A 24,770-nucleotide genomic window follows, 5' to 3' on the forward strand; every position below is an offset into this window, starting at 1 on the left:
CAATTTTATGTAAAAAATGCACGACAGCGCAATGACTGTTGCAAATCACACCCATGGGGCAGTCTGCGACAGTTCAACCTCGAATTGTGTTATCGCAGAAGCTTTTTCCATGGTCAAGCCGATATCGTCCAGCCCGTTCAACAAACAGTGTTTGCGAAACGGGTCCACGTCAAAGGCAAAGCTGACCCCGTCTGATGTCGTCACCGTCTGCGCATCCAGATCAACCGTCAGGCGAGCATTCGCGCCTTTTCCCGCGTCCTGCATCAGCGCGTCCACGGCATCCTGCGGCAGAACGACCGGCAAGATTCCGTTTTTAAAACAGTTGTTAAAGAAAATATCGGCAAAGCTGGTGGAAATTACGCAGCGAATCCCGAAATCCAGCAATGCCCAAGGCGCATGTTCGCGCGATGATCCGCAGCCGAAATTATCGCCCGCCACGATGATCTGCGCATCGCGATAGGCGGGTTGGTTCAGCACGAAATCGGGCAATTCGTTGCCGTCGCGGTCATAACGCATTTCGTCGAACAGATTGACGCCCAGCCCCGACCGCTGAATCGTTTTCAGAAATTGCTTGGGGATGATCATATCGGTGTCGATATTAACCAACGGCATGGGGGCCGCGATCCCGGTCAGGGTGGTGAATTTGTCCATGACATGTCCTCTGGGCGTCGTATTCTTGGCGATTTATGCGTGCGGGGCGTGCGTGGCGCAACCTTATTCTGCGCGCAGCCAGCGGTCAAAGGCCAGCCCCACCGGGCGGGTGCGTCCCGTGGGCTGGCCATTGGCCTCAACATCCGTCAGCGCCATGCGATAGGTTGCGGGGTTCAGCACAATCGGCCCGATCTGGGCGTTTGTGCCGTCATAATCATCGTTTTCGGTCAGCATGTAGCCGTTGTCGTCAAACAGCGCCAGCCCGGTGTCGATCCCCACCGCGGAACCCAGCGTTTTGACGATCAGCACCGTGGGCCGGTCCAGCGTAAAGGTAAACCACTGCGCCGTGCCGTCATGCAGCACAACGGTTTCGCGGGCCTCGGTCAGGTCCAGTTCCTGCATCGGATAGGCACCGGCTTCGGGCGCGGTGTTGCCCCGGCGGAACGCGTCGCTGCGATACGCGTCCATGTCCAGCGTTTCGGCCGACAGGGTGATCGCCCCCGCGCCCGGCGTCACCGCCGCCACGCCGATGCAGTATTCCCCCGACCACAGCGCATCGGGAAAATCCAGCCGCGCGTTCAGACCATCGGCATCGTCATTCGACGCGATTTCATCGCCGTAATCGTCAAACACCGTCATATGCGGGTCCAGATCGTCGCTGGTCGCGCGCAGGGTCAGCGGCGTGTCGGTGTCCAGCCGGAACCGGTAATACTGCGCGCGGCTGCCATCCAGTTCATGCGTCACCGGACCATCGGCCAGCACCGCGTCCAGAACCGCGTCGGTCAGGTTGATGGCCGGGTCGTTCGATGAACAGGGGTGGATCTGGGTGTCATCGCGTTCGATCAATTCGGGATGATCCGGGCGGCCCACGCGCACCGTCGCGTCAAAGCCGTGATCGCCATAGCCTTCCACCCGCAGGCAGTAATCTCCGGCGGGCAGTGACTCATCAATCCGCGATGCCAGCGTGCCTGGGGCGTCGTCGTTAAAGGCCAGATCGTCGCCCGTGGCCGTCATCAGGGTTAACATCGTGTCGCCGTCATCGGTCGGGACAGCCTCGGACCGGACGCGCTGATCGGCGCTGACGCGGAACAGCAGATAGACGGCATCGGTCACGGTCACGGTCGCGTCGATCGCATCCGTGCTGGTGCTGATGTCGGACGCCTCGGCATTGCCGCCAATCCACGCGGCGGGTTCGCCCGCACAGGTCGGCGCATCCGCAAAGGCAGGCAGCGACAGGATCAGGCCAAGGGTCGTGGCCCCCCAGAATATGTGCGACATGGTAAACCCCTGTTGAATCGCGGCGCAGTATAGGCGCACAGACGCCCGAAACCACCCAAAACCGCTTGACCCCGCGCGCGCAGGGCGGTTCAAGGCAGGAAACAGACGGCCCCGATGGGCCACACGGGAAGGCCGCGCACATGAAATTCACGCTCTCTTGGTTGAAAGATCATCTGGATACCACCGCAACCGTCCATGAAATCGCGGATGCGCTGACTGATCTGGGGCTCGAGGTCGAGGAACTGACCGATCCGGCGGCGAAACTGGCGGGCTTTACGCTGGCGCGCGTCGACCACGCCGAACAGCATCCCGACGCCGACCGCCTGCGCGTCTGCCGCGTCATGACGGACGAAGGCGAAAAGCAGATCGTTTGCGGCGCCCCGAACGCGCGGGCGGGCATCACCGTGGTTCTGTGCAAACCCGGCGATTATGTGCCGGGCATTGATACCACGCTGGGCGTCGGCAAAATCCGCGGCATCGAAAGCCACGGTATGATGGCGTCGGAACGCGAATTGGAACTGTCCGACGAACATAACGGCATCATCGAATTGCCGTCGGGCGATGTGGGGCAGCGGTTTGTTGACTGGCTGGCGGAACATCAGCCCGAAAAAATCGACCCGATGATCCATATCAAGATCACGCCGAACCGTCCCGATGCGCTGGGCGTGCGCGGGATTGCGCGCGATCTGGCGGCGCGGGGCTTGGGCGTGCTGAAACCGCTGCGGGGGGCGGATGTGACGGCGGCGTTCCCCTGTCCGATCAATGTGACGATTGCGCCGGATGTTGCGGAAAAAGCGCCGTTTTTCGCCGGTCGCGTGGTGCGCGGTCTGAAAAACGGCCCCAGCCCCGAATGGCTGCAAAAACGCCTGCGCGCGATTGGCCTGCGCCCGATCAATGCGCTGGTGGACATCACGAATTACATGACCTTTGACCTGAACCGCCCGCTGCATGTCTTTGATGCGGATAAGGTTTCGGGCGATCTGACCCTGCGCGGTGCGGCGGATGGCGAAACGCTGACGGCTTTGGATGACAAAACCTATGCGCTGCCGGCGGGGGCTGTGGTGATCTGCGACGATCACGGCCCCGACAGCATCGCGGGGATCATGGGCGGCGCGCGCAGCGGGTCGCAGGACGACACGACATCCGTATTCATCGAGGCCGCGTATTTCGACCCGATCAGCACCGCCACCACCGGCCGCGCGTTAAAGATGAATTCCGACGCGCGCTATCGGTTCGAACGCGGGATCGACCCGGAGTTTACGTTACAGGGGCTGGATCTGGCCACGCAGATGGTGCTGGACCTGTGCGGGGGCGAGCCGTCGGACATCGTGACCGCCGGTGTCGTGCCGGTAACCGACCGCGCCTATCGTCTGGACACTGCGCGCACGGCCAGCCTTGTGGGGCTGGACATTCCCGCCGATGTTCAACGCAGCACGTTGGAATCGCTGGGCTTTCGGATGGAGGGCGACATGGCGCATGTGCCGTCATGGCGCCCCGATGTGCTGGGTCAGGCCGATCTGGTCGAAGAAATCGCCCGCATTGCCAGCCTGACCAAATTGCAGGGCAAACCCCTGCCGCGTCCGCGCGCGGGCGTGCCGCAGCCGGTGCTGACCCCGTTGCAGGTGCGCGAAAAGGCGGCGCGGCGGATGGCGGCGTCGCTGGGCTATAACGAATGTGTGACCTACAGTTTCATTGATGCGGGGGCGGCGGCGCTGTTCGGCGGCGGATCGGACGCGGTGCGCGTCGAAAACCCGATCAGCAGCGAAATGACCCATCTTCGCCCCGATTTGCTGCCCGGTCTGTTGGCGGCGGCGGCGCGCAATCAGGCGCGCGGCTTTGCCGATCTGGCGCTGTTCGAACTGGGGCCGGTCTTTTCGGGCGGCGAACCCGGCGAACAGGTGGTGCAGATCAGCGGGTTGCTGGTCGGCCATATCGCCCCGCGCGACCCGTTCGGCAGCCGCCGCAAGGTCGATCTGTATGACGCCAAAGCCGATGCCGAGGCGATCCTGAACATCCTTGGCGCCCCCGCCAAGGCGCAGATCAACCGAAAACTGGACGCATGGTGGCATCCGGGCCGGGCGGGGAATGTCGCGCTGGGTCCGAACAAACTGGCGACGTTTGGCGAAATCCACCCCAAGGTTCTGCGCGACATGGATGTGAAGGGGCCTGCGGTCGGGTTCACCATTTATCTGACCGCGATTCCGTTCCCCAAGGTGAAAACGCCCACCCGTCCGGCGCTGAATATGTCGGAATTGCAGGCGGTTGAACGCGATTTCGCGTTCGTGGTGGATCCGGCAGTTGAGGCGCTGACCCTGGTCAACGCCGCCGCCGGTGCGGATAAGGCGTTGATCCAGCAGGTGACGGTGTTTGACCAATTCACCGGGCTGGACGGCGGCCAGAAATCCATCGGCATCACCGCTCGCCTGCAACCGCGCGACAAAACCCTGACCGACGCCGAGATCGAGGCCGTTAGCCAGAAGATCATCGACAAGGTGCAAAAGGCGACCGGCGGCACGCTGCGCGGCTAAGATGGGCGCGGTTTCGCCATGACCCTGACCCATCCGCGCATCTGGCTGTTTGCGGCGGTGTTTTTGGCCGTCACCTGCGGGGCGCTGCTGCTGACCGATCCGGCGCGGGCCTTTGTTCTGGGGTTCGATGCGGGGGCCTGTGCGTTCATTCTGTCGCTGTGGCCGTTATGGCACCGGGCGGATGCAGCGCGGTTGCGGGTCACGGCGGCGCGCGACGATAGCGGGCGGGCGCTGACCCTGACGCTGGCGGTTGCGGCCTTGGGGGCGGTGATGGTTGCGCTGGGGCTGGTTCTGCGGCAGAGCAGCGACGGCAATGTCGTGATGGTGGTGGCCACGCTGGTTCTGGCATGGCTGTTCGGCAATCTGATCTGCGCCATCCATTACGCGCATTTTTATTATGACCAGAGGCACGGCGACGACCGGCGCGGGTTGCAATTTCCCGATGACGCGCCGCCGGTCTTTTCCGATTTCTGTTATTTCTCGCTGGCGGTGGGGATGACGTTTCAGGCGCCGGATGTGGTGATCTGCGATGCGGCGCTGCGTCGGTTTGCGACGGTTCATTCGCTGGTGGCGTTTGCGTTCAATATCGGGCTGCTGGGGCTGTCGGTGAATGTGCTGGCGGGCGTGGTCTAGCCCGCCCCACCGATCCCGCACATGAAAAACGGGGCCGAAGCCCCGTTCATCAGATCGCCCCGTGGCAATGTTTGAACTTTTTCCCCGAACCGCAGGGGCAGGGGTCGTTGCGCGACGGGTTGCCCCAGGTGGCGGGGTCGTTTTCATCAAAACCCGGCGCGTGGGCGGATGCGGCGCCGCCCTCGGCCTCGATGTGTTCGGGATGGGATGATGCTTGCAGATCGGCCTGTTGCTGGGCCATCTGGCGCATCATCTGTTCGCGTTCTTCGTCCGTCAGCGGGCGGATGCGGGCCAGTTGCTGCGTCACGTCAAACCGCAGGCTGTCCAGCAGCGTTTCAAACAACTGGAACCCTTCGGTTTTGTATTCCGACAGCGGGTCACGCTGCGCATAGCCGCGGAAACCGACGACCGACCGCAGATGTTCCAGCGTAATCAGATGTTCGCGCCATTTCTGGTCGATCATCTGCAACAGCACCTGTTTTTCGATCTGGCGCATGGTGTCTTCGCCAAAGATCTGCATTTTGTCCGCCATATAGGCATCGGTCGCAGTGACCAGACGTTCGCGCATGGCGTCCTGATCGACGCCTTCTTCGGCGGCCCATTCGGCAATGGGCAGGTCCATGTTCAGCTTGTCGCGCACCGATTCCGTCAGGCCGTCAATGTCCCATTGGTCGGCATAGCTGCGTTCGGGCATGAAATCGGCGACCAGATCGTCGATCACCTGATGGCGCATATCGGCGGCGATTTCGCCCAATTCGGTGCTGTCCATGATTTCACGACGCTGGCCAAAGATGGCCTTGCGCTGATCGTTCATCACGTCATCGAATTTCAGCAGTTGCTTGCGAATGTCAAAGTTGCGGCCTTCGACCTTGGCCTGCGCGCGTTCCAGCGATTTGTTGACCCACGGGTGAACAATCGCCTCACCCTCTTTCATGCCGAGGGTGGACAGAACCTTGTCCAGACGTTCGGACCCGAAAATCCGCATCAGGTCATCGTCCAGAGACAGGAAGAACAGCGACCGGCCCGGATCGCCCTGACGGCCCGAACGGCCGCGCAACTGGTTGTCGATGCGGCGGCTTTCGTGGCGTTCGGTCCCCAGAACGAACAGACCGCCCGCGTCCAGAACCGCCTGTTTGTCGCCCGCATGTTCGGATTCGATGCGTGCGCGCAATTCGTCGGGGTTGGCGTCGGGGTCGGCCTTCAGCGCCTCCATCACCTTGATTTCGACATTGCCGCCCAGCTGAATATCGGTGCCGCGACCGGCCATGTTGGTGGCAATGGTGACGGCGCCGCGTTTGCCGGCCTCGGCCACGATCTGGGCTTCGGCCTCGTGCTGGCGGGCGTTCAGGACGTTATGCGCGATGCCGTCGCGGGTCAGCAGGGCCGACAGCATTTCGGATTTTTCAATGCTGGTGGTGCCAACCAAGGTCGGCTGACCTTTGGCGTTCGCCTCTTTGATGGCTTCGATCACGGCGGCGTATTTTTCGTCTGCGGTGCGATACACGCGGTCGTGTTCGTCCAGACGCGCGATGCCGCGATTGGTCGGCACTTCGACCACGCCCAGTTTGTAGATTTCGGCGAATTCCTCGGCCTCGGTCGCGGCGGTGCCGGTCATGCCCGACAGCTTGTTATACAGCCGGAAATAGTTCTGGAACGTCACCGATGCCAGCGTCTGGTTTTCGGGCTGGATGGCGACGCCTTCTTTCGCCTCGATCGCCTGGTGCAGGCCGTCGGACAGGCGGCGGCCTTTCATCATGCGACCGGTGAATTCGTCGATCAGCATGACTTCGCCGTCGCGGACCATATAATGTTGGTCGCGCAGGAACAGTTTGTGCGCCCGCAGCGCCTGATTGGCGTGGTGAACGATGGTCGTCGATTCCGGGTCATAGAGCGTCTGACCCTCTGGCAGCACGCCATCGGCCTGCAACAGCTGTTCCAGAAATTCGTTGCCTTCTTCGGTAAAGGTGGCGTTGCGGGCCTTTTCATCCAGTTTAAAATGATCATCGGCCAGTTGCGGGATGTATTTGTCCAGCACCAGATACAATTCCGAACGATCCTGTGACGGGCCGCTGATGATCAGAGGCGTGCGCGCCTCGTCGATCAGGATGCTGTCCACTTCGTCCACGATGGCAAAATTATGGCCGCGCTGCACCATTTCGGCGACGCTGCCCTTCATGTTGTCGCGCAGATAATCAAAGCCCAGTTCGTTATTCGTGGCATAGGTCACATCGGCGGCGTAGGCCGTGCGTTTTTCATCTTCGGCCTGAAAGGGATAGACCACGCCGCAGGTCATGCCCAGTTGGGCGAACACTTTGCTCATCCATTCGGCGTCGCGTTTGGCCAGATAATCGTTGACGGTGACGATATGCACGCCCTTGCCGGTCAGCGCGTTCAGATAGGCCGGAAAGGTCGCGACAAGGGTTTTCCCTTCGCCGGTTTTCATTTCCGAGATATTGCCCTGATGCAGGAAAATCCCGCCCATCAACTGCACGTCAAACGCGCGCAGGCCCAGGGCGCGGCGTGCGCCTTCGCGGCAGTTGGCAAAGGCTTCGGGCAACAGCGCATCCAGCGATTCCCCGTTCTGGGCGCGGCTTTGCAATTCGCGGGTTTTTTCGATCAGCCCGTCATCGGACAGCGATTTGAACTGATCCTCAAGCGCGTTGATGCGTGCAACCAGCGGTCGCGTCCCCTTGACCTTGCGGTCGTTAGGGGTGCCAAAAATCATCTTTGCCAGATTACCGATGCCAAGCATGTTACCTTCACAATCCCATGGGTGGGAAGATGCGGCCCGCCGGGCCACTTGCCCGCACCCCGCGCCTTGCCGTATCACGGGCGTAACGAAAGCGGCGGCACCTTCCACAAAGTTGCCTGCGGATGTAGGCCCCGCCCGCCCGACTGTCAATGTTCGCCCCCGGTTCGGACCCCGTGGGGCAGCGAAAAGCAAAGGATTTTCCATGCTCAGATCATCATTTCTGGCCGCAGCCCTTGCCGCGCCGCTGTTGTTGCCGGGCGTCGCGGGCGCGCAGGACGCCGATACCGTGGTCGCCACCGTCAACGGTCAGGACATCACGCTGGGCCAGATGATCGTGATGCGTCAGTCGCTGGCCGATCCGAATGTGGACGGTATGCCGGACGCCGCGCTGTGGGATATGATGCTGGATCAGTTGATCCGGCAAACCGCCGTGGCCTCGGCCGGGGTCGAAAATGCGGGCGTGCGCGCGCAGCTGGAATTGCAGCGCCGCAACACGCTGGCGACCGCCGCCGTCAGCCGTCTGGCCGATGTGGAACCGTCGGATGATGAAATCCGCGAAACCTATGACCGGCTGATGGGCGATGTGGGCGGCGCGACCGAATACAACGCCGCGCATATTCTGGTGGACAGCCCGGAAAAAGCGGCCGAGGTTCGCGCGGAACTGGACGCGGGCGCTGATTTTGGCGAACTGGCCGAGGCGTATTCCACCGGACCCAGCGGCCCGAACCGGGGCGATCTGGGCTGGTTCACCGCCGATCAGATGGTCACGCCCTTTGCCGATGCGGTGATGGCGATGCAGCCGGGGCAGATCAGCGACCCGGTGCAGACCGATTTCGGCTGGCACATCATCCAGTTGAACGACACCCGGATGCAAGAGGCCCCGCCGCTGGCCGATGTCCGCGACCAGATCGCGCAACTGGTCCGCCGCACCAAGGTGGAAGACGACATCGAACGTCTGGTTCACGAAGCGGACGTGACCCGCGATGACAGCATCAACCCCGCATTGATGAACAACCTGACTTTGTTAGAGGCTGAATAACATGGGCAAAGCTGGACTTCCTGTTTCGCCGCTGGCTCCGGCCAGCTTTCCCGATCTGCCGGTCATTGACGGCGTGGATTTCGCCAGTGCTGCGGCGGGCGTGAAATATCAGGGCCGCACCGATGTGACGCTGATCCGCGTGGCTCCGGGGGCCAGCATTGCGGGCGCGTTCACGCGGTCTTCGACCCGCGCGGCCTGTGTGCTGGACAATCAGGCAAAACTGGCCGCAGGCGGGCATGATGACGCAGGCGCCGCGATCATCGTTAATTCGGGCAACGCAAACGCCTTTACCGGCGCGCGGGGGCAGGAATCGGTCGATGCCGTTACCGGGGCCGTGGCCGATGCGCTGAACCTGCCGCGCGCGCGGGTGTTTTCGTCATCGACCGGCGTCATCGGCGAACCGCTGCCGCATGACCGGATTGTTGCCGTGGTGGGCGATCTGGCCGCCGGGCTGGACGCCAACGGAGCCGCAGCGGCAGCGCGCGCGATCATGACGACCGACACCTTTCCCAAAGGGGCCAGTGCCGTGATCGCCGGGCAGGGCGGCGATATTCGCATCACCGGCATTGCCAAGGGATCAGGCATGATTGCGCCCGATATGGCCACGATGCTGGTGTATATCTTTACCGATGCCCGGATTTCTGCGCCCCTGCTGCAACAGGCGCTGAGCGGCGGGCTGGATGCCACCTTCAACGCGATCACGGTGGACAGCGACACATCCACATCGGACGCGCTGATTCTGGCCGCGACCGGGCGCAGCGACGCCGCCGAGATCACCACGCTGGACAGCGGCACCGGCGCGGAATTTGTCGCGGCGCTGCATGGCGTGATGCGCGAATTGGCGCAACTGGTCGTGCGCGACGGCGAAGGCGCGACGAAGTTTGTCGAAATCCAAGTCACCGGCGCGGCCTCGACCGATGACGCGCATCGCGTGGCCATGTCGATCGCCAATTCGCCGCTGGTGAAAACCGCGATTGCGGGGCAGGACGCGAATTGGGGCCGCATCGTCGCCGCCGTGGGGAAATCGGGGGCGCAGGCGGACCGCGACCGGCTGACGATCCGCTTTGGCGATCTGGTCGTGGCCGAAAACGGCTGGCGCGCGCCGGGTTATGACGAAGCCGCCGCCAGCGACTATATGACGCGGGCGGAACTGGTCATCGGTGTGGATCTGGGCTTGGGCGACGGTGCGCGGACCGTGTGGACCTGCGATTTGACGCATGGTTACATCGACATCAACGCGGATTATCGGTCGTGAAAACGGTTCTGGTTTCTGCCGTTGCGCTGATCGACCCGGACGGGCGGGTGTTGCTGGCGCAGCGCCCCCCCGGCAAATCCATGGCCGGCCTGTGGGAATTTCCGGGCGGCAAGGTTGAGCCCGGCGAAACCCCCGAAGCCGCGCTGATCCGCGAATTGCACGAAGAACTGGGGATCGAAACCTGGCAATCCTGCCTTGCGCCGCTGACCTTCGCCAGCCACAGCTATGACGATTTTCATTTGCTGATGCCGCTGTTTGCCTGCCGCAAATGGCAGGGGATCATTCAGCCGCGCGAAGGCCAGCAATTCGCCTGGGTGCGCGCGAATGATTTGCGCAATTACCCTATGCCCGCCGCCGATATTCCGCTGATCCCGGCGCTGCAATTGTGGCTGTGACATAAAAATGCAATAATCACGCGAAATGAAGTGACACTATACCACCCTTGCGTGTAGCTTTGTTCCAAAGGGAGGCGCGCATGATTCGCACAATTCAAATCGCAAAGCATATTCTGGTGCAGGGTGTTGTGGAATCCACAGCCGCGAACGGGCAGATTTGCGTTCGCGTGGGGGACAAAACCTATACCGGGTGGCCGGTGTCGTAACGCCGGGTCACGCATATGCAGAAAAAAGGGGCCGTTCGGCCCCTTTTTTTATCGCGTCGGAACGGGTTCGTCGCCGCGATAGTCGTAAAATCCGCGCCCGGTTTTGCGGCCCAGCCAGCCCGCTTCGACATATTTCGTCAACAACGGGCAGGGGCGGTATTTCGTATCGGCCAGCCCGTCATGCAGCACGTTCATAATCGCCAGACAGGTGTCCAGCCCGATGAAATCGGCCAGTTCCAGCGGCCCCATCGGGTGATTGGTCCCCAGCTTCATCGCGCTGTCGATGGATTTGACCGACCCCACGCCTTCGTAGAGGGTATAGACCGCCTCATTGATCATCGGCATCAGGATACGGTTCACGATAAAGGCGGGGAAATCCTCGGCGCTTGCGGCGGTTTTGCCCAGCTTTTCAACGACCTGAAGCATCAGCTGATAGGTGTCTTCGTCGGTCGCAATGCCACGGATCAGTTCGACCAGCTGCATCACCGGCACGGGGTTCATGAAGTGGAACCCCATGAATTTTTCCGGGCGGTCGGTGCGGCTGGCCAGTCGCGTGATCGAAATCGACGACGTGTTGGATGTCAGGATCGTGTTCGGTTTCAGATGCGGAACCAGATCTTCGAAAATGGCGTGTTTGACGGTTTCGCGTTCGGTCGCGGCTTCGATCACCAGATCGGTCTGGCCCAGATCGGCCAGCTTCAGCGTGGTTTTGATGCGGCCCATGGCGGCCGCCTTATCTTCGGCGGATACTTTGCCGCGGCTGACCTGACGTTCGATGTTGCGGTCGATCAGGGCGACCGCCTTATTCAGCGCATCCTGGCTGATGTCGGTCATCAGCACGTCATAGCCCGCCAATGCAAAGACATGCGCGATGCCGTTGCCCATCTGCCCGGCGCCGATGACGCCCACCGATTGAATTGCCATCACTGTCCCCTGTTCAGGTGTCGCCGCGACGATAGAGCGGCCCGCGCGCGGGATCAATGCGGAATACGGGCGGCGTCGATTTCGCGGCACATCCATCAGTTGTTAGCATTGGTTAAGTTTCAGCTATGCACCCCGCGCTTTACCGTGTTAGCGTCTTCATGTTGACCATAGGTCAAAAAGGTTGTGAATGTTTTAATGAGGACGGCTATGAAAACAAACGTAAAAACGGCCGCGTTTGCGGCTGGTCTGGCACTGATCGGCGGAGCTGCCGCCGCTGATTCTCTGTCGCCTGAGAATCTTCGCGTTACGCTCAGCTATGGGGAATCGGTCACGGTCAACCGTACGGTGACGGTTGATGCCGGGTCGCTGACCACGGGCAAGGTCGATGTGTTCTTTCTGGCTGACACGACCGGGTCGATGGGCAGCTATATCAACACCGTGCGCACCTACGCCGACAACATTTTCGCCGGCACCCAGAACTTTGGCGATGTGGCTTGGGGTGTGGGCGAATACAAAGATTTTCCGCAAGGGTCATGGGGTGATCCCACTGACTTTCCGTGGCGCTTGAATCAGGCGGTGACCCAAGACACCGACGCCCTGCGCACCGGTCTGGGGCAATGGTCGCCGTCGGGTGGCCACGACTGGCCCGAATCGAACCTGTATGCGCTGCAACAGGTCGCGACGGACCCGGCTGTGGGCTGGCGCGACGGGGCCAGCAGATTTGCTGTGTGGTTCGGTGATGCGCCGGGACATGATCCTGTCAGCACCGACGGTTATCCGGGGCCGAATCTGGCGACGACCATCAGCGATCTGAACGACGCCGATATTACGGTGTTTGCTGTGGGATCGTATGATTTGAACATTAACAATCAGGCAACCGACATCACGGGGGCGACCGGCGGCGCGGCCTTTCTGTCGGGCGATCCGGGCGGTTCGATCACCGACCTGATCCGTGGCGCTTTGGATGACGCCTTTGCCAGCTATCGCAGCGTGTCGGTGCTGCCTTCGGGCGATCTGGACGGGCTGGATGTTGTGGTTTCGGCGGCGCATACGGGGTCGTTTGATCGTTCGACCACGCGCAGCTTTGACTTTCAGATCACCTACACGGCGCAGCGCGCAGGCAATTGGGATGTGATGCTGACGACCTTTGTGGACCGCAACAGCGTCGCGCAAGGTCTGGACAGCATTACCGCATCCGGCGCGCTCAGCCCGGCACCCGTGCCGCTGCCGGCTGCGGGGTGGCTGTTGGTCGCGGGCTTGGGCGGCATGGCTGCGCTGCGCCGCCGCCGCTGATCCGGGGGAGACGAACGCGAAACGCCGTCCCATCGGGGCGGCGTTTTTTATGCGCGATCCGGCGGGGCTGTCACGCCCCGCCGGATGATGTCAGGGGTTAACCCCCAGAAATCGCAGCCTTTCGCCTTACGCCCGGCGACGCAGCGCCGCAAAGGCCCCTAGCCCGGCCAGCAGCAACGCCCCACCGGCAGGCAGCGGAACGGGGGCGGGTTGGGGCGCGTCGTTCAGGACGGTGACGGCCAGGGTTTCGACGCGATAACGGAATTGCGTATCGGTCAGCGTTTGCAGCGTGGTCCAATCCATGCGGGTGTGGTATTCGCCGGTAGCTTCATCATATTCTTCGACCTCATGTGTTTCGCCGATATAATGATAATCTGCGAACCAACCGTCGCTGTTTCGTGCATACAGCACGGCTGTCAGGTCAACGTGATCCCACAGGCTAAACGGATTGTCGAAAATCGTATTTGCCCAGACGTAAAGCCCGCTGCCGGAAAAAAGGCGCGAGGTCGGAGTAGATGATGTCTCGGCACTTCTAAGTATATACATGGATTGGTGGTAATAATAACCACCGTCATAATAAACATCCTGATTTACCGACCACCTGTCGAGATTTACAACGGTGCTGAATTCAGCGTCACCCACCCAAACATGCGTCGGAATAGCGGCCGAGCTTTGGGCAATCTCATCGTTGAATACCGGCTTTCCGCCCGCGTAAGAATCAACCTGCGGGGGCGTATAGCGATAATTCTCGAAGGTTGCAGAATCAATAATCCATTCCGCGCGCACGCTTTCGCCGATTATATTACGTCCCGCCTCGCCAAAAATGCCGGTCAGGTCATGGCCGCGGGTCACGGTCCCCGTCGCGGTCACTTTGACCACGGCGGCGGATGCGGCGGATGACAGCAGGGCGGCGGTTAAGGTTAATGTGGCGAATTTAAGCATATAATACCCTTTCACAGAAAACATTCACGCGGAATTGTTATCAGGGGGCCGGGGCGTCACAAAGCCCTTTTTGCGCTGATTGCGCGGCGGTCGTATTCGGGTTACGTCGCCGTCACGCGCCGCCAATAAAAAAGGCGGGGCTGTGACGCCCCGCCGGATGATGTCAGGGGGTAATCCCCCGAAATCACAGCTTTTCAGTCAGTTCCGGCACGACGGTGAACAGGTCGCCGACCAGCCCGTAATCCGCGACTTGGAAAATCGGGGCTTCTTCGTCTTTGTTGATCGCGACGATGACTTTGCTGTCTTTCATCCCGGCAAGGTGCTGAATCGCGCCGGAAATACCGACGGCGACATACAGTTCCGGGGCCACGACTTTACCGGTCTGGCCGACCTGCCAATCGTTCGGGGCATAGCCCGAATCGACCGCTGCGCGCGATGCGCCAACGGCGGCGCCCAGCTTGTCGGCCAGCGTTTCGATCAGCGCGAACTGTTCCTTGGACCCCAAAGCGCGACCGCCCGAGACCACACGCCCGGCCGAGGTCAGCTCGGGGCGGTCGGATTTCGCCACTTCGTCCGCGACCCAGGCCGACAGCGCCGGATCATCGGCCAGCGTCGCATCCGACACGGCGGCGTCCGCGCCAGCACCGGCGGCGTCAAACGACGCGGTGCGGATGGTCATGACCTTTTTCGCGTCCGACGATTTCACCGTCTGGATCGCGTTGCCCGCGTAAACGGGGCGTTCAAAGGTATCGGCGTCCACCACGCCCGACACGTCCGAAATCACCATCACATCCAGCAGCGCGGCCACGCGCGGCATGACGTTTTTCGCATCAGTCGTCGCCGGGGCGACGATATGCGAATAATCGCCCGCCAGCGACACGATCAGCGCAGCGGTCGGTTCAGCCAGACGGTGACCGTAACGCGCATCTTCGGCGACCAGCACGCGGGCCACGCCGTCGATTTTCGCAGCTTCTGCCGCGGCGTCGCGCGCGGATGCACCGGCGCACAGCACGGTGACATCGCCCAAGCCTTTGACGGCATTCACAGCTTTCGCCGTGGCATCGCGGTTCAGAACGCCGCCGGTAACCTCACCCAGAAGAAGAACAGCCATCACACAACCCCCGCTTCTTTCAGTTTCGCGACCAGTTCGTCAACCGAACCCACCTTGATGCCCGCCTTGCGGCCTTCGGGTTCCTTGGTGGAAACCACGGTCAGGCGCGGGGTGACATCGACGCCGTAATCGGCGGCGGTTTTTTCGTCCAACGGCTTTTTCTTGGCCTTCATGATGTTGGGCAGCGACGCATAGCGCGGTTCGTTCAGGCGCAGGTCCGCCGTCACAATCGCGGGCAGGGTGACGCTGATCGTTTGCAGACCGCCGTCCACTTCGCGGGTCACAACGGCTTTGTCGCCGTCGATGTCCACCTTGCTGGCAAAGGTCGCCTGACCCCAGCCCAACAGAGCGGCCAGCATCTGACCCGTCGCGTTCATGTCGTTGTCGATCGCCTGTTTCCCGGCGATGACCAGTTGCGGCTGTTCGGCATCAACCACGGCTTTCAGGATTTTGGCGACGGCCAGCGGTTCGATGTCCTGATGCACATCATCGGCGGCGACGACCAGAATCGCGCGGTCGGCCCCCATGGCCAAGGCGGTGCGCAGCGTTTCGGCGGCCTGTTTCACGCCGATGCTGACGGCAACGACCTCGGTCGCGGCGCCTTTTTCTTTCAGGCGGATCGCCTCTTCCACGGCGATTTCGTCAAAGGGGTTCATCGACATTTTGACATTCGCCAGATCAACACCCGATCCGTCCGCTTTGACACGGGCCTTCACGTTATAGTCGATCACGCGCTTGACCGGCACGAGGACTTTCATGCGCCTCTCTCCCTAAATTGCGTCATATCTGCGACATTTTTTAACGGTGGTCGCGCCGCAATAACAGGGGAAAAATGCGATTTGGCCTAATGGGTCAGCCCATCTGCCCTTTTGTGGGCGCTAACGGCTGCCGCCCGGCACCCATAACACGTCATTGGTGCCGTTTTCATTGGCCACACGCGCGGCCACGAACAGCCAATCCGACAGCCGGTTCAGATACCGAATCGCCGCAGGGTTCGCGTCATCGGCCTGTGCCAGCCGCGTGGCGCAGCGTTCGGCGCGGCGCGCGACGGTGCGCGACAGATGCAGATGCGCGGCCAGAACCGACCCTCCGGGCAGGATGAAACTGCGCAGAGGTTCCAGTGGCGCGTTCATCGCGTCGATTTCGGTTTCCAGCCGGTCCACCTGCGCGTCGATCATGCGCAGCACCGGATAGCCCGCGTCAGAGTCGGCGGCCATGTTCGGGCGCGACAGATCCGCGCCCAGATCGAACAGGTCGTTCTGAATCACCGCCAGCCGGTCGCCCATGGTCACATCGGCGTGCAACCGGCACAGGCCCAGCGTCGCGTTCAGTTCGTCCACCGTGCCATAGGCTTCGACCCGCGCGTCATGTTTCGCCACCCGGCTGCCATCCGACAGCGCGGTGTCGCCCTTATCCCCGGTGCGGGTATAGATTTTGTTCAGAACAACCATCAGCCTGCCGCCAGATAGGAAATGAGGATTAACAACACCACGGCCCCCGCCTGTAAAATCAGACGCCACCGCATCATTTTGTTGCTGGCGGATGGGTTCGCGCCTTTGTTGCGCATGAATTTTCCGATGCCCAGAACCAGCACCGCGACAACGGCGGCGCACAGAATGGCAACCGCGATCAGGCCAATATTGGTGGACATATGCACCGCCTTTCGATGCGGATAACCTAGCCGCGCCGGGCGATGACGTCCAGTATGCGCGTGGACAGCACCCGCCGCCCAATCCCGGCAAGCCATGTCGGCGTGGTGACGTAATACCGGGGCGAGGGGTTGCGCGCGGTCAAGGCGCGGATAATCCGGTCGCTGACCGCGGATGCGGGCAGTTGAAAGCGGTCCTTTTTGCCGCTGTTGTCATACAGCCGCGCCAGCAACCCGCCGCGATATTGATCGGCGCGCGCGCTGTTTTGCCAATCAACCCAGCGTTCAAAATGCGGGATGGCGTTTGCGCGAATATGGCTGGCAATGGGGCCGGGGGCGATCAGAATGACCTTGACCGGGGTGTCGTGCATTTCCAGCCGCAGAACATCGGTCAGCCCTTCAAGCGCGAATTTCGTCGCGACATAGGGGCCGCGCCATGTGATCCCGACCATGCCCAGAACCGAACTGATGCTGATGATTCGCCCGCCATGGTCACGAAAATGCGGGATCAGCCGGGTGGTCAGGTCATGAGTGCCGAACAGATTCGCTTCGAATATCGCGCGCAGGCCGTCGCGGGGAATATCCTCGACCGCGCCGGGCAGGGCAAAGGCCGCGTTGTTGATCAGCGCGTCGATCCGCCCCCCAGCCAAGGCCGCCTGCGCACAGGCCGCCACGCTGTCCGGGTCGGACAATTCCAGATGCAAACACTCCATCCCTTCGGCCCGGCGGGCGGCGATGTCATCGGGTTTGCGGCAGGTGGCAACGACCTGCCAACCTAAATGATGCAGACGCCGTGCGGCGTCCAGCCCGATGCCCGACGAACAGCCGGTGATCAGAACGCGGCCCTTGGGCTTGGTTGTCATTGCAGGGACAGAAACTGGCTGGACATGAACCCCTCGCGTCCTTGTGCGTCACGAATATTGACCCAAGCGGCATCGGTTGGCCCAATTGCGTGAACCCGTGCGCCATTTGTCAAGGCGCCCACTACGCCATCATTCGTCGATGGACCAGAGCGGAAATTCACCCGATTGCCTGTGACCATCATCACCGGCAAATCACTGTCGGGCAGGGCGGTGACGGCGGCAGCGGGTGCCACATCGCGGCCCGCATATTCCGGCGATGACCGCAGGGCCGGGCCGGGGAATTGCTGCACCTGTTCCGGCGTCTGTTCGGTCGTGACAACTTCAGGTTCGGCCACAGGTGCGGGAACCGGCGTGGTTTCCACAACCGGCACCGGTTCTGGCGCGGGGCGACGCGCGGATCGCAGATCATCGCCCCCCATCACCGACAGAACGCCAAACATCGCCACCAAAGTGACCACCAGCAATAGACCCAATCGCAACATGTCCCGTCCTGCATTTCTTGGCGGATATCCCGCCGCTTTACCGTGCCTGCGGTCCTAACGCGACATCTGGTGTGATGTTCCGCTGCGTATCGGCGGAAATTGATCTGGACCGGGGCGGTCCGGGCGCGTATTCCCCCGCCTATGTCTGATGATCTGCCCACCGAACCCGACGATAGCCTGCATTCTGAACCGCTCAGCCGCGCGATTGGCGAACGGTATCTGACCTATGCGCTGTCCACGATCATGCACCGCGCCTTGCCCGATGCCCGCGACGGGCTGAAGCCTGTGCATCGCCGCATCCTGTTTGCAATGCGCGAATTGCGGCTGGCCCCGAACGGCGCGTTCCGTAAATCGGCGAAAATTACCGGCGATGTGATGGGCAACTATCACCCGCATGGCGATGCCGCGATTTACGACGCCATGGCGCGGTTGGCGCAGGATTTTGCCATGCGCTATCCTCTGGTGGACGGGCAGGGCAACTTTGGCAATATCGACGGCGACAACCCCGCCGCCGCCCGCTATACCGAGGCGCGACTGGCCCAGACATCGGAAACCCTGATGGATGGTTTGGCCGAAGATGCGGTTGATTTCCGCGCCAATTACGACGGCACGCTGACCGAACCCGTTGTTTTGCCGTCGGCTTTTCCGAACCTGTTGGCGAATGGCGCGTCGGGCATTGCGGTGGGTATGGCCACCAACATCCCGCCCCATAACCTGCACGAAGTCATCGACGCCTGCCTGCATCTGATCAAAACGCCCGATGCCCGCGACGACACGCTGGCCGGGATCATCAACGGCCCCGACTTTCCAACTGGCGGCGTGCTGGTCGAAAGCCGCGATTCGATTGCCGAAACCTATCGCACCGGGCGCGGCGCGTTCCGCCTGCGCGCCCGTTGGGAACAAGAGGATCTGGGCCGCGGTCAGTGGCAGATCGTCGTCACCGAAATCCCCTATCAGGTGCAGAAATCCAAGCTGATCGAACGGCTGGCCGAACTGATCCAGACGCGGAAAATCCCGATCCTTGCCGATGTCCGCGACGAATCCGCCGAAGATATTCGTATCGTTCTGGAACCCAAAACCCGCGCGGTTGACCCCGATCAACTGATGGCCGCGCTGTTCCGGGTCAGCGATCTGGAAATCCGCTTTAACCTGAATATGAACGTGCTGATCGACGGGCGCGTGCCGCAGGTGTGCAGCCTGAAACAGGTGCTGCGCGCGTTTCTCGATCACCGCCGCGAGGTGCTGATCCGGCGCGCGAATTACCGGCTGGACAAAATCGCCGCGCGTCTGACCGTTCTGGAAGGCTATCTGGTCGCCTATCTGAACCTTGACCGCGTGATCGAGATTATCCGGCACGAAGACGATCCCAAAGCCGTGATGATGGCCGAATTTGGCCTGTCCGATGTTCAGGTCGAGGCGATCCTGAACATGCGCCTGCGCGCCCTGCGCAAGCTGGAAGAAATCGAACTGCGCGCCGAACGCGACAACCTGATGGCGGAACGCGACGAATTGCGCGCGATGCTGGCCGATGACGGCGCGCAATGGTCCCGCATCAGCGATCAGTTGCGCGATGTGCGCACCATGTTCGGCAAATCCACCCCCGCCGGTCAGCGCCGCACCACCTTGGCCGAGGCCAGCGACACCCCCGTCATTGATCTGGATTCGATGATCGAACGCGAACCTCTGACGGTGATCTTGTCGAAAATGGGCTGGATCCGGTCGATGAAGGGGCATCAGCCGCTGGACGCCGAACTGAAATTCAAAGACGGCGACGGCCCCGGTTTCGCCATCCACGCCGAAACCACCGACAAACTGATGGTGTTCGCGTCGAATGGCCGGTTCTATACCTTGCCCGCCACGAACCTGCCCGGCGGGCGCGGCATGGGCGAGCCTCTGCGCCTGATGATCGACCTGCCGAACGAGGCCGAGGTGATCGCCATGTTCCCGTGGCGCGAGGGTGAAAAATATCTGGTCGCCTCGCGCGCGGGGGACGGGTTTATCGTCGGCGCGGGCGATATTCTGGCGCAGACCAAAACCGGCAAACAGGTGCTGAACGGTGATGCGCTGCTGTGCCGCGCGGTGTCGGGCGATCACGTCGCCGTCATCGGCAGCAACCGCAAAATGCTGGTGTTCCCGCTGTCGGACCTGCCCGAAATGGCGCGGGGCAAGGGCGTGCGGCTGCAAAAATACCGCGACGGCGGCGGTTTGCTGGCCGACAGCCAATTGTCGGATGCCTGTTTCGTGACGCTGGAACAGGGGCTGAGCTGGCCGATGACCGGCGGCAAAACCCGCACGGAATCGGATCTGACGGAATGGCTGGGCAAACGCGCCAGTGCCGGGCGCATGGCCCCGCGCGGGTTTCCGCGGGATAATCGGTTCGCGTGACGCTGACGGATAGCGGGCTGGGGGCGTTGCCCCCACCTGCCGCGGGCGCGGCAGGTTCCCCCAGGATATTTGCACCAAGATGAAAGAGGGGATCACGCCCGGCCTTGGGCGTCAGACGCATCGGCCGGGCGCTTTCACCTTGGGCGGTCATCGGCGTCCCCGCCTGTACCGCCCATTCGGTATGGCAGGTAAACCTTTCATCTTGGTTAAAATATCCCCGCCGGAGGCAAAAAAGTTCGGCGCTGCGGGGTTATTTGTAACGGCCGGCGCGTTGCAGCACCTCGATTTCGTATCCGTCGGGGTCTTGGATGAAAAAGAACCGGGCGATCACCTCGCCACCCGGGGCAAAATCCACCGGCTTGCGCGGGTTCAGACCTTCGGCCGTCATGCGCGCATGTTCGGCGTCCAGATTGGCGACCGAAAACGCGATATGGCCATAGCCGTCGCCCAGATCATAGGGTTCGGTCCGCCCTTTATTGATCGTCAGTTCCAGTTCGGTTTCGCTGTCGTCATTGGCCAGATAGACCAGCGTAAAGGCGTCAAAATCCAGCCGCTGCGCTACGCGCAAGCCGAAGGCGCGTTCATAAAACGCGACCGAGCGGGTCTCATCCAGAACGCGGATCATGCTGTGGATGTATTTTGCCATCAGACCAGCCGCCCTTCGTCCATGGCGGCGCGGATAAAGCCCGCGAACAGAGGGGCGGGTTCAAACGGTTTGGATTTCAGTTCGGGATGCGATTGCACACCGATGAACCACGGGTGATCGGCGTATTCGACCACCTCGGGCAGTTTGCCATCGGGCGACATGCCGGAAAAGCGCAGGCCCGCTTGTTCCAGCTGTTCGCGATATTTCGCGTCCACTTCATACCGGTGACGGTGGCGGTCTTCGATTTCCAAAGCGCCGTCATAGACTTGCGACACGCGCGAATCGGGGGTCAGCACGGCGGTATAGGCGCCCAGCCGCATCGTGCCGCCTTTGTCGTCGCCAACCTTGCGTTTCACGGTGTAATTGCCCTGCACCCATTCCTTGAGGTGATACACCACGGGGGTGAAACGGGTTTCGCCAGCTTCGTGGTCGAATTCTTCGGAACCGGCGTCGGGCATATTGGCCAGATTGCGCGCGGCCTCGATCACGGCCATTTGCATCCCCAGACAGATGCCCAGATACGGCACCTTTTTTTCGCGGGCGTATTTCGCGGCGGCGATCATGCCTTCGGTGCCGCGTTCGCCAAAGCCTCCGGGAACGATGATGCCGTGGAACCCGTCCAGCAGCCGCGCGCCGTCGCGTTCCAGTTTTTCGCTGTCCACCCATTCGGTTTTGACGCGCACGCGGTTGGCCATACCGCCATGGGTCAGCGCCTCGGAGATCGACTTATAGGCGTCCTCAAGCTGGGTGTATTTGCCGACCACGGCGATGCGCACCTGACCTTCGGCATTGTCCAGCCGGTCCATCACGTCTTCCCATTTCGACAGGTCGGGACGAGGGGCGGGGCTGATCTGGAACGCGTCCAGAACCGCCCGGTCCAGCCCGACCCGGTGATAGGCCAAGGGCGCTTCGTAAATGGATTTCAGGTCATAGGCGGGGATCACGGCATCCGGGCGCACATTGCAGAACAGCGCGATTTTCGCGCGTTCCTTTTCCGGGATCGGCTGTTCGCTGCGGCAGACCAGAACATCGGGGGCAATGCCGATGCTGCGCAATTCCTTGACGCTGTGCTGGGTCGGTTTGGTTTTCAATTCGCCCGACGCGGCCAGCCACGGAAGCAGGGTCAGATGCATGAAAATGCACTGACCACGGGGGCGGTCTTGGGCGAATTGGCGGATCGCTTCGAAAAAGGGCAGGCCTTCGATGTCGCCCACGGTGCCGCCGATTTCGCACAGCATGAAATCAACTTCGTCTTCGCCAATGGCCAGAAAGTCTTTGATTTCATTGGTGACATGCGGGATCACCTGAATGGTTTTGCCCAGATATTCGCCGCGGCGTTCCTTTTCCAGAACGGTGGAATAGATGCGGCCCGACGATACCGAATCGGTGCGGCGCGCGGAAACGCCGGTAAAGCGTTCGTAATGGCCCAGATCCAGATCGGTTTCGGCGCCGTCATCGGTCACGAAGACTTCGCCATGTTCGAACGGCGACATGGTGCCGGGGTCCACATTCAGATAGGGGTCCAGTTTGCGCAGCCGCACCGTGTAGCCGCGGGCCTGCAACAGCGCGCCCAAGGCGGCCGATGCCAGCCCCTTGCCAAGCGATGAAACCACGCCGCCGGTGATGAAAACATAACGCGCCATGCTGGCCCCCGTGATGGAATTTCGAATCAATGCGGACCGTCCGAACGCACGGTATCACGGGGCTTAGATCCTAACCGATTTACCCCGTGGTCGCAACGGACCGCAAAATGCAACAGGGGCGGATCGCGCCGCCCCGACAGGATGGGTTCAGTTGGCCGGCGGCGGCGTCAGCGGATCACCCGCCGGAGCCGGAGCCGTCGCCGCAGGTGCCGGCGCGTCGGGCGCGGGCGGGGTCAGCGGATCACCGCTGGTTGCGGGCGGGGGCGTATAGGTCGGCAGCGACGGCACGGTTTGCGTGGCCGGAGCCGGAGCGCCCAGCTGATCCATGATCGACGTGCCGGTCGCCTGACGCGCCGCCATCACCGTCAACCCGATCGAGGTGCAGAAAATCGCGATCCCGAACACCCAGGTCAGTTTGGTCAGCGTATTCGCCGCCTGACGGCCGGTCATGACGCCACCGGCGCCGCCGCCGCCCCCCATGCCAAGCCCACCACCTTCGGAGCGTTGCAGCAACACAACCCCGGTCAGCAGGACTGCCAGAATCAGGTGAACGGTCAACAGGACGTTTTCCACGGAAATGGGCCTTTCATTTGCGGACGCGCCTATCTAGTCATCGAAACGGGTGAAGGCAAGCAAAGTGTCGAAAATGGTTGCGGTGATGATACAGGGGACCGGCTCGAATGTCGGGAAATCGCTGCTGGTGGCGGGTTTATGCCGTTGCGCGCGGCGTCGCGGGTTGTCGGTTGCGCCCTTTAAACCGCAAAATATGTCGAACAATGCCGCTGTGACGGTGGATGGCGGCGAAATTGGTCGCGCGCAGGCGTTGCAGGCGCGGGCCTGCGGGTTGGACGCGCATACCGATATGAACCCGGTGCTGCTGAAGCCCGAAACCGACACCGGGTCGCAGGTCATCGTTCAGGGCCGCGCCATTGGCCGGGCGCAGGCGCGCGATTATGCGGCGCTGAAACCGCAATTGCTGGGCGCGGTGCTGGACAGTTTTCACCGCCTGTCTGCCGCGCATGATCTGGTGATTGTCGAAGGCGCAGGCAGCCCGGCGGAAATCAACCTGCGTCCCCGCGACATTGCCAATATGGGATTTGCCCGCGCCGCCGGGGTGCCGGTGGTGCTGGCCGGGGACATCGACCGGGGCGGAGTCATCGCGCAGATCGTTGGCACTCAGGCCGTCATGGATGCGGACGACGCGGCCATGGTGCGCGGGTTTTTGGTGAACAAATTTCGCGGCGATCCCCGGCTGTTTGACGACGGCTATCAGATGATTGCCGACCGCACCGGCTGGCGCGGCTTTGGCGTTTTGCCGTGGTTTCCCGGCGCGCATCGCCTGCCCGCCGAGGACGCCGTGGATCTGCGCGGCGCGTCGGGGCAGGGGGTGCATGTCGTTTGCCTGACCCTGTCGCGAATCGCCAATTTCGACGATCTGGACCCTCTGGCCGCTGAACCGGGGGTGCGGTTAACCATGCTGCGCGCGGGTCAGGCGATCCCCGGCGATGCCGCGCTGGTCATCATTCCGGGCAGCAAATCCACGCTGGGCGATCTGGCCTTTCTGCGCGCGCAGGGCTGGGACATTGATCTGGCCGCGCATATCCGGCGGGGCGGGCATGTGCTGGGAATCTGCGGCGGCTATCAGATGCTGGGGCGCAGCATTACCGATGCAGGCGGCGCGGACGGAGCGGCGGGGCAGGTCGCGGGGCTGGGCCTGTTGGCCGTCGATACCGTCATGGCGGCGGACAAACGCGTGACGCGCGCGACGGGTCAGGCGCTGGGCCAGCCGGTCGCGGGATACGAAATCCATATCGGGCGCAGCGACGGCCCCGATTGCGCGCGGCCTTTCGCGCATATCCCCCACCCGGACGGCGCGATCAGCGGGGACGGGCGCATCTGCGGCACCTATCTGCATGGGCTGTTTTCGGATGACGCGTTCCGCGCGGCCTATCTGGCGCGGCTGGGGGTGGCATCCGCCCCCGGTTACGAAATGGGGGTTGATCAGGCGCTGAATGATCTGGCCGATCATATCGACGCACATATGGATGTGGACGGCTTGCTGTCGGTTGCACAGCAAGCCGCGCCGGGTTAGGGCA

The 24,770-nt window shown here is 62.0% G+C and carries 23 protein-coding genes; 9 read left to right on the plus strand and 14 right to left on the minus strand.

All coding sequences use genetic code 11. The features are described 5' to 3' along the window. Positions 1-45 precede the first annotated feature (45 nt). Together leuD and Q4G20_RS10780 are read right to left on the minus strand one after the other, a co-directional pair. Positions 46-651: a 3-isopropylmalate dehydratase small subunit gene (leuD, locus tag Q4G20_RS10775; RefSeq protein WP_303343451.1), complete on the minus strand. Its 606-nt coding sequence runs from the start codon at positions 649-651 to the stop codon at positions 46-48. 63 nt (positions 652-714) lie between these two features. Then, the gene (locus Q4G20_RS10780; protein WP_303343452.1) at positions 715-1,929 is read right to left on the minus strand and encodes a hypothetical protein; all 1,215 of its coding nucleotides are present in this window, start codon (positions 1,927-1,929) and stop codon (positions 715-717) included. Between the two features lie 140 nt (positions 1,930-2,069). Here Q4G20_RS10780 and pheT point away from each other — a divergent pair, with 140 nt between their 5' ends. After that, on the plus strand, positions 2,070-4,457 hold the full coding sequence (pheT, locus tag Q4G20_RS10785; protein ID WP_303343453.1) for a phenylalanine--tRNA ligase subunit beta: 2,388 nt from the start codon (positions 2,070-2,072) through the stop codon (positions 4,455-4,457). Between the two features lie 18 nt (positions 4,458-4,475). Further along, a complete protein-coding gene (locus Q4G20_RS10790; protein WP_303343454.1) occupies positions 4,476-5,090 on the plus strand; it encodes a DUF1345 domain-containing protein in 615 nt (204 codons plus the stop codon). Positions 5,091-5,139: 49 nt separating this feature from the next. On the opposite strand, the gene secA is transcribed toward Q4G20_RS10790, so the two are convergent. Continuing rightward, positions 5,140-7,842 (minus strand): preprotein translocase subunit SecA, encoded by a 2,703-nt coding sequence (gene secA, locus Q4G20_RS10795; protein WP_303343455.1) that lies wholly within the window; start codon positions 7,840-7,842, stop codon positions 5,140-5,142. 202 nt (positions 7,843-8,044) lie between these two features. Between secA and Q4G20_RS10800 the strand changes: the two genes are divergently transcribed. The 4 genes from Q4G20_RS10800 to Q4G20_RS10815 all read left to right on the plus strand — a co-directional run bounded on the left by Q4G20_RS10800 (position 8,045) and on the right by Q4G20_RS10815 (position 10,737). Continuing rightward, complete coding sequence (locus Q4G20_RS10800) at positions 8,045-8,881, plus strand: peptidylprolyl isomerase (protein WP_303343456.1); 837 nt, start codon at positions 8,045-8,047, stop codon at positions 8,879-8,881. Between the two features lies 1 nt (position 8,882). Further along, entirely contained in the window at positions 8,883-10,136 is a 1,254-nt protein-coding gene (gene argJ / locus Q4G20_RS10805) for a bifunctional glutamate N-acetyltransferase/amino-acid acetyltransferase ArgJ (RefSeq protein ID WP_303343457.1), read from the plus strand. Further along, positions 10,133-10,531: a (deoxy)nucleoside triphosphate pyrophosphohydrolase gene (locus Q4G20_RS10810; RefSeq protein ID WP_303343458.1), complete on the plus strand. Its 399-nt coding sequence runs from the start codon at positions 10,133-10,135 to the stop codon at positions 10,529-10,531. Before argJ ends, Q4G20_RS10810 begins: the two co-directional genes overlap by 4 nt. Positions 10,532-10,611: 80 nt before the next feature. After that, positions 10,612-10,737, plus strand: coding sequence for a hypothetical protein (locus Q4G20_RS10815; RefSeq protein ID WP_303343459.1), 126 nt, complete (start codon positions 10,612-10,614; stop codon positions 10,735-10,737). A 48-nt stretch (positions 10,738-10,785) separates the two neighbouring features. On the opposite strand, the gene Q4G20_RS10820 is transcribed toward Q4G20_RS10815, so the two are convergent. Next, entirely contained in the window at positions 10,786-11,661 is an 876-nt protein-coding gene (locus tag Q4G20_RS10820) for a 3-hydroxybutyryl-CoA dehydrogenase (protein WP_303343460.1), read from the minus strand. A 207-nt stretch (positions 11,662-11,868) separates the two neighbouring features. On the opposite strand from Q4G20_RS10820, the gene Q4G20_RS10825 reads away from it, so the two are divergent. Further along, positions 11,869-12,954, plus strand: coding sequence for a VPLPA-CTERM sorting domain-containing protein (locus tag Q4G20_RS10825; protein ID WP_303343461.1), 1,086 nt, complete (start codon positions 11,869-11,871; stop codon positions 12,952-12,954). Between the two features lie 126 nt (positions 12,955-13,080). Here Q4G20_RS10825 and Q4G20_RS10830 read toward each other — a convergent pair whose 3' ends face one another. The 7 genes from Q4G20_RS10830 to Q4G20_RS10860 all read right to left on the minus strand — a co-directional run bounded on the left by Q4G20_RS10830 (position 13,081) and on the right by Q4G20_RS10860 (position 18,000). Further along, positions 13,081-13,806, minus strand: a complete 726-nt coding sequence (locus tag Q4G20_RS10830) for a VPLPA-CTERM sorting domain-containing protein (RefSeq protein ID WP_303343462.1) — start codon at positions 13,804-13,806, stop codon at positions 13,081-13,083. 274 nt (positions 13,807-14,080) lie between these two features. Continuing rightward, complete coding sequence (locus Q4G20_RS10835; RefSeq protein WP_303343463.1) at positions 14,081-15,007, minus strand: electron transfer flavoprotein subunit alpha/FixB family protein; 927 nt, start codon at positions 15,005-15,007, stop codon at positions 14,081-14,083. Then, positions 15,007-15,765 carry an electron transfer flavoprotein subunit beta/FixA family protein gene (locus tag Q4G20_RS10840; protein WP_303343464.1) on the minus strand — a complete coding sequence of 253 codons (759 nt, stop codon included), beginning with the start codon at positions 15,763-15,765 and terminating at the stop codon, positions 15,007-15,009. The genes Q4G20_RS10835 and Q4G20_RS10840 overlap by 1 nt, the downstream gene beginning before the upstream one ends. 120 nt (positions 15,766-15,885) lie before the next feature. Next, complete coding sequence (locus Q4G20_RS10845) at positions 15,886-16,458, minus strand: cob(I)yrinic acid a,c-diamide adenosyltransferase (protein WP_303343465.1); 573 nt, start codon at positions 16,456-16,458, stop codon at positions 15,886-15,888. Next, positions 16,458-16,658, minus strand: coding sequence for a twin transmembrane helix small protein (locus tag Q4G20_RS10850; protein WP_303343466.1), 201 nt, complete (start codon positions 16,656-16,658; stop codon positions 16,458-16,460). The genes Q4G20_RS10845 and Q4G20_RS10850 overlap by 1 nt, the downstream gene beginning before the upstream one ends. A gap of 26 nt (positions 16,659-16,684) precedes the next feature. After that, positions 16,685-17,518, minus strand: coding sequence for an SDR family NAD(P)-dependent oxidoreductase (locus tag Q4G20_RS10855; protein WP_303343467.1), 834 nt, complete (start codon positions 17,516-17,518; stop codon positions 16,685-16,687). Next, complete coding sequence (locus Q4G20_RS10860; protein ID WP_303343468.1) at positions 17,515-18,000, minus strand: SH3 domain-containing protein; 486 nt, start codon at positions 17,998-18,000, stop codon at positions 17,515-17,517. Before Q4G20_RS10860 ends, Q4G20_RS10855 begins: the two co-directional genes overlap by 4 nt. Positions 18,001-18,141: 141 nt before the next feature. Between Q4G20_RS10860 and parC the strand changes: the two genes are divergently transcribed. Then, positions 18,142-20,385 (plus strand): DNA topoisomerase IV subunit A, encoded by a 2,244-nt coding sequence (gene parC, locus Q4G20_RS10865; RefSeq protein ID WP_303343469.1) that lies wholly within the window; start codon positions 18,142-18,144, stop codon positions 20,383-20,385. 250 nt (positions 20,386-20,635) lie between these two features. Here parC and Q4G20_RS10870 read toward each other — a convergent pair whose 3' ends face one another. The 3 genes from Q4G20_RS10870 to secG form a co-directional block, all read right to left on the minus strand. Beyond that, positions 20,636-21,031: a VOC family protein gene (locus tag Q4G20_RS10870; RefSeq protein ID WP_303343470.1), complete on the minus strand. Its 396-nt coding sequence runs from the start codon at positions 21,029-21,031 to the stop codon at positions 20,636-20,638. Further along, the gene (locus tag Q4G20_RS10875; protein ID WP_303343471.1) at positions 21,031-22,674 is read right to left on the minus strand and encodes a CTP synthase; all 1,644 of its coding nucleotides are present in this window, start codon (positions 22,672-22,674) and stop codon (positions 21,031-21,033) included. Before Q4G20_RS10875 ends, Q4G20_RS10870 begins: the two co-directional genes overlap by 1 nt. A 147-nt stretch (positions 22,675-22,821) precedes the next feature. Next, the gene (gene secG / locus Q4G20_RS10880) at positions 22,822-23,247 is read right to left on the minus strand and encodes a preprotein translocase subunit SecG (protein WP_303343472.1); all 426 of its coding nucleotides are present in this window, start codon (positions 23,245-23,247) and stop codon (positions 22,822-22,824) included. Between the two features lie 73 nt (positions 23,248-23,320). Between secG and Q4G20_RS10885 the strand changes: the two genes are divergently transcribed. Next, on the plus strand, positions 23,321-24,766 hold the full coding sequence (locus tag Q4G20_RS10885; protein WP_303343510.1) for a cobyric acid synthase: 1,446 nt from the start codon (positions 23,321-23,323) through the stop codon (positions 24,764-24,766). The last annotated feature ends 4 nt before the right edge of the window (positions 24,767-24,770 follow it).

The organism is Paracoccus sp. (in: a-proteobacteria), assembly GCF_030538495.1.
In the GTDB taxonomy this organism is placed as follows: Bacteria; Pseudomonadota; Alphaproteobacteria; order Rhodobacterales; family Rhodobacteraceae; genus Paracoccus.

Coding starts and splice junctions, on each gene's coding strand:
- leuD (WP_303343451.1), bottom strand. CDS start 651: ATGGACAAATTCACCACCCTGACCGGGATCGCGGCCCCCATGCCGTTG.
- Q4G20_RS10780 (WP_303343452.1), bottom strand. CDS start 1,929: ATGTCGCACATATTCTGGGGGGCCACGACCCTTGGCCTGATCCTGTCG.
- pheT (WP_303343453.1), top strand. CDS start 2,070: ATGAAATTCACGCTCTCTTGGTTGAAAGATCATCTGGATACCACCGCA.
- Q4G20_RS10790 (WP_303343454.1), top strand. CDS start 4,476: ATGACCCTGACCCATCCGCGCATCTGGCTGTTTGCGGCGGTGTTTTTG.
- secA (WP_303343455.1), bottom strand. CDS start 7,842: ATGCTTGGCATCGGTAATCTGGCAAAGATGATTTTTGGCACCCCTAAC.
- Q4G20_RS10800 (WP_303343456.1), top strand. CDS start 8,045: ATGCTCAGATCATCATTTCTGGCCGCAGCCCTTGCCGCGCCGCTGTTG.
- argJ (WP_303343457.1), top strand. CDS start 8,883: ATGGGCAAAGCTGGACTTCCTGTTTCGCCGCTGGCTCCGGCCAGCTTT.
- Q4G20_RS10815 (WP_303343459.1), top strand. CDS start 10,612: ATGATTCGCACAATTCAAATCGCAAAGCATATTCTGGTGCAGGGTGTT.
- Q4G20_RS10820 (WP_303343460.1), bottom strand. CDS start 11,661: ATGGCAATTCAATCGGTGGGCGTCATCGGCGCCGGGCAGATGGGCAAC.
- Q4G20_RS10825 (WP_303343461.1), top strand. CDS start 11,869: ATGAAAACAAACGTAAAAACGGCCGCGTTTGCGGCTGGTCTGGCACTG.
- Q4G20_RS10835 (WP_303343463.1), bottom strand. CDS start 15,007: ATGGCTGTTCTTCTTCTGGGTGAGGTTACCGGCGGCGTTCTGAACCGC.
- Q4G20_RS10840 (WP_303343464.1), bottom strand. CDS start 15,765: ATGAAAGTCCTCGTGCCGGTCAAGCGCGTGATCGACTATAACGTGAAG.
- Q4G20_RS10845 (WP_303343465.1), bottom strand. CDS start 16,458: ATGGTTGTTCTGAACAAAATCTATACCCGCACCGGGGATAAGGGCGAC.
- Q4G20_RS10850 (WP_303343466.1), bottom strand. CDS start 16,658: ATGTCCACCAATATTGGCCTGATCGCGGTTGCCATTCTGTGCGCCGCC.
- Q4G20_RS10855 (WP_303343467.1), bottom strand. CDS start 17,518: ATGACAACCAAGCCCAAGGGCCGCGTTCTGATCACCGGCTGTTCGTCG.
- Q4G20_RS10860 (WP_303343468.1), bottom strand. CDS start 18,000: ATGTTGCGATTGGGTCTATTGCTGGTGGTCACTTTGGTGGCGATGTTT.
- parC (WP_303343469.1), top strand. CDS start 18,142: ATGTCTGATGATCTGCCCACCGAACCCGACGATAGCCTGCATTCTGAA.
- Q4G20_RS10870 (WP_303343470.1), bottom strand. CDS start 21,031: ATGGCAAAATACATCCACAGCATGATCCGCGTTCTGGATGAGACCCGC.
- Q4G20_RS10875 (WP_303343471.1), bottom strand. CDS start 22,674: ATGGCGCGTTATGTTTTCATCACCGGCGGCGTGGTTTCATCGCTTGGC.
- Q4G20_RS10885 (WP_303343510.1), top strand. CDS start 23,321: ATGGTTGCGGTGATGATACAGGGGACCGGCTCGAATGTCGGGAAATCG.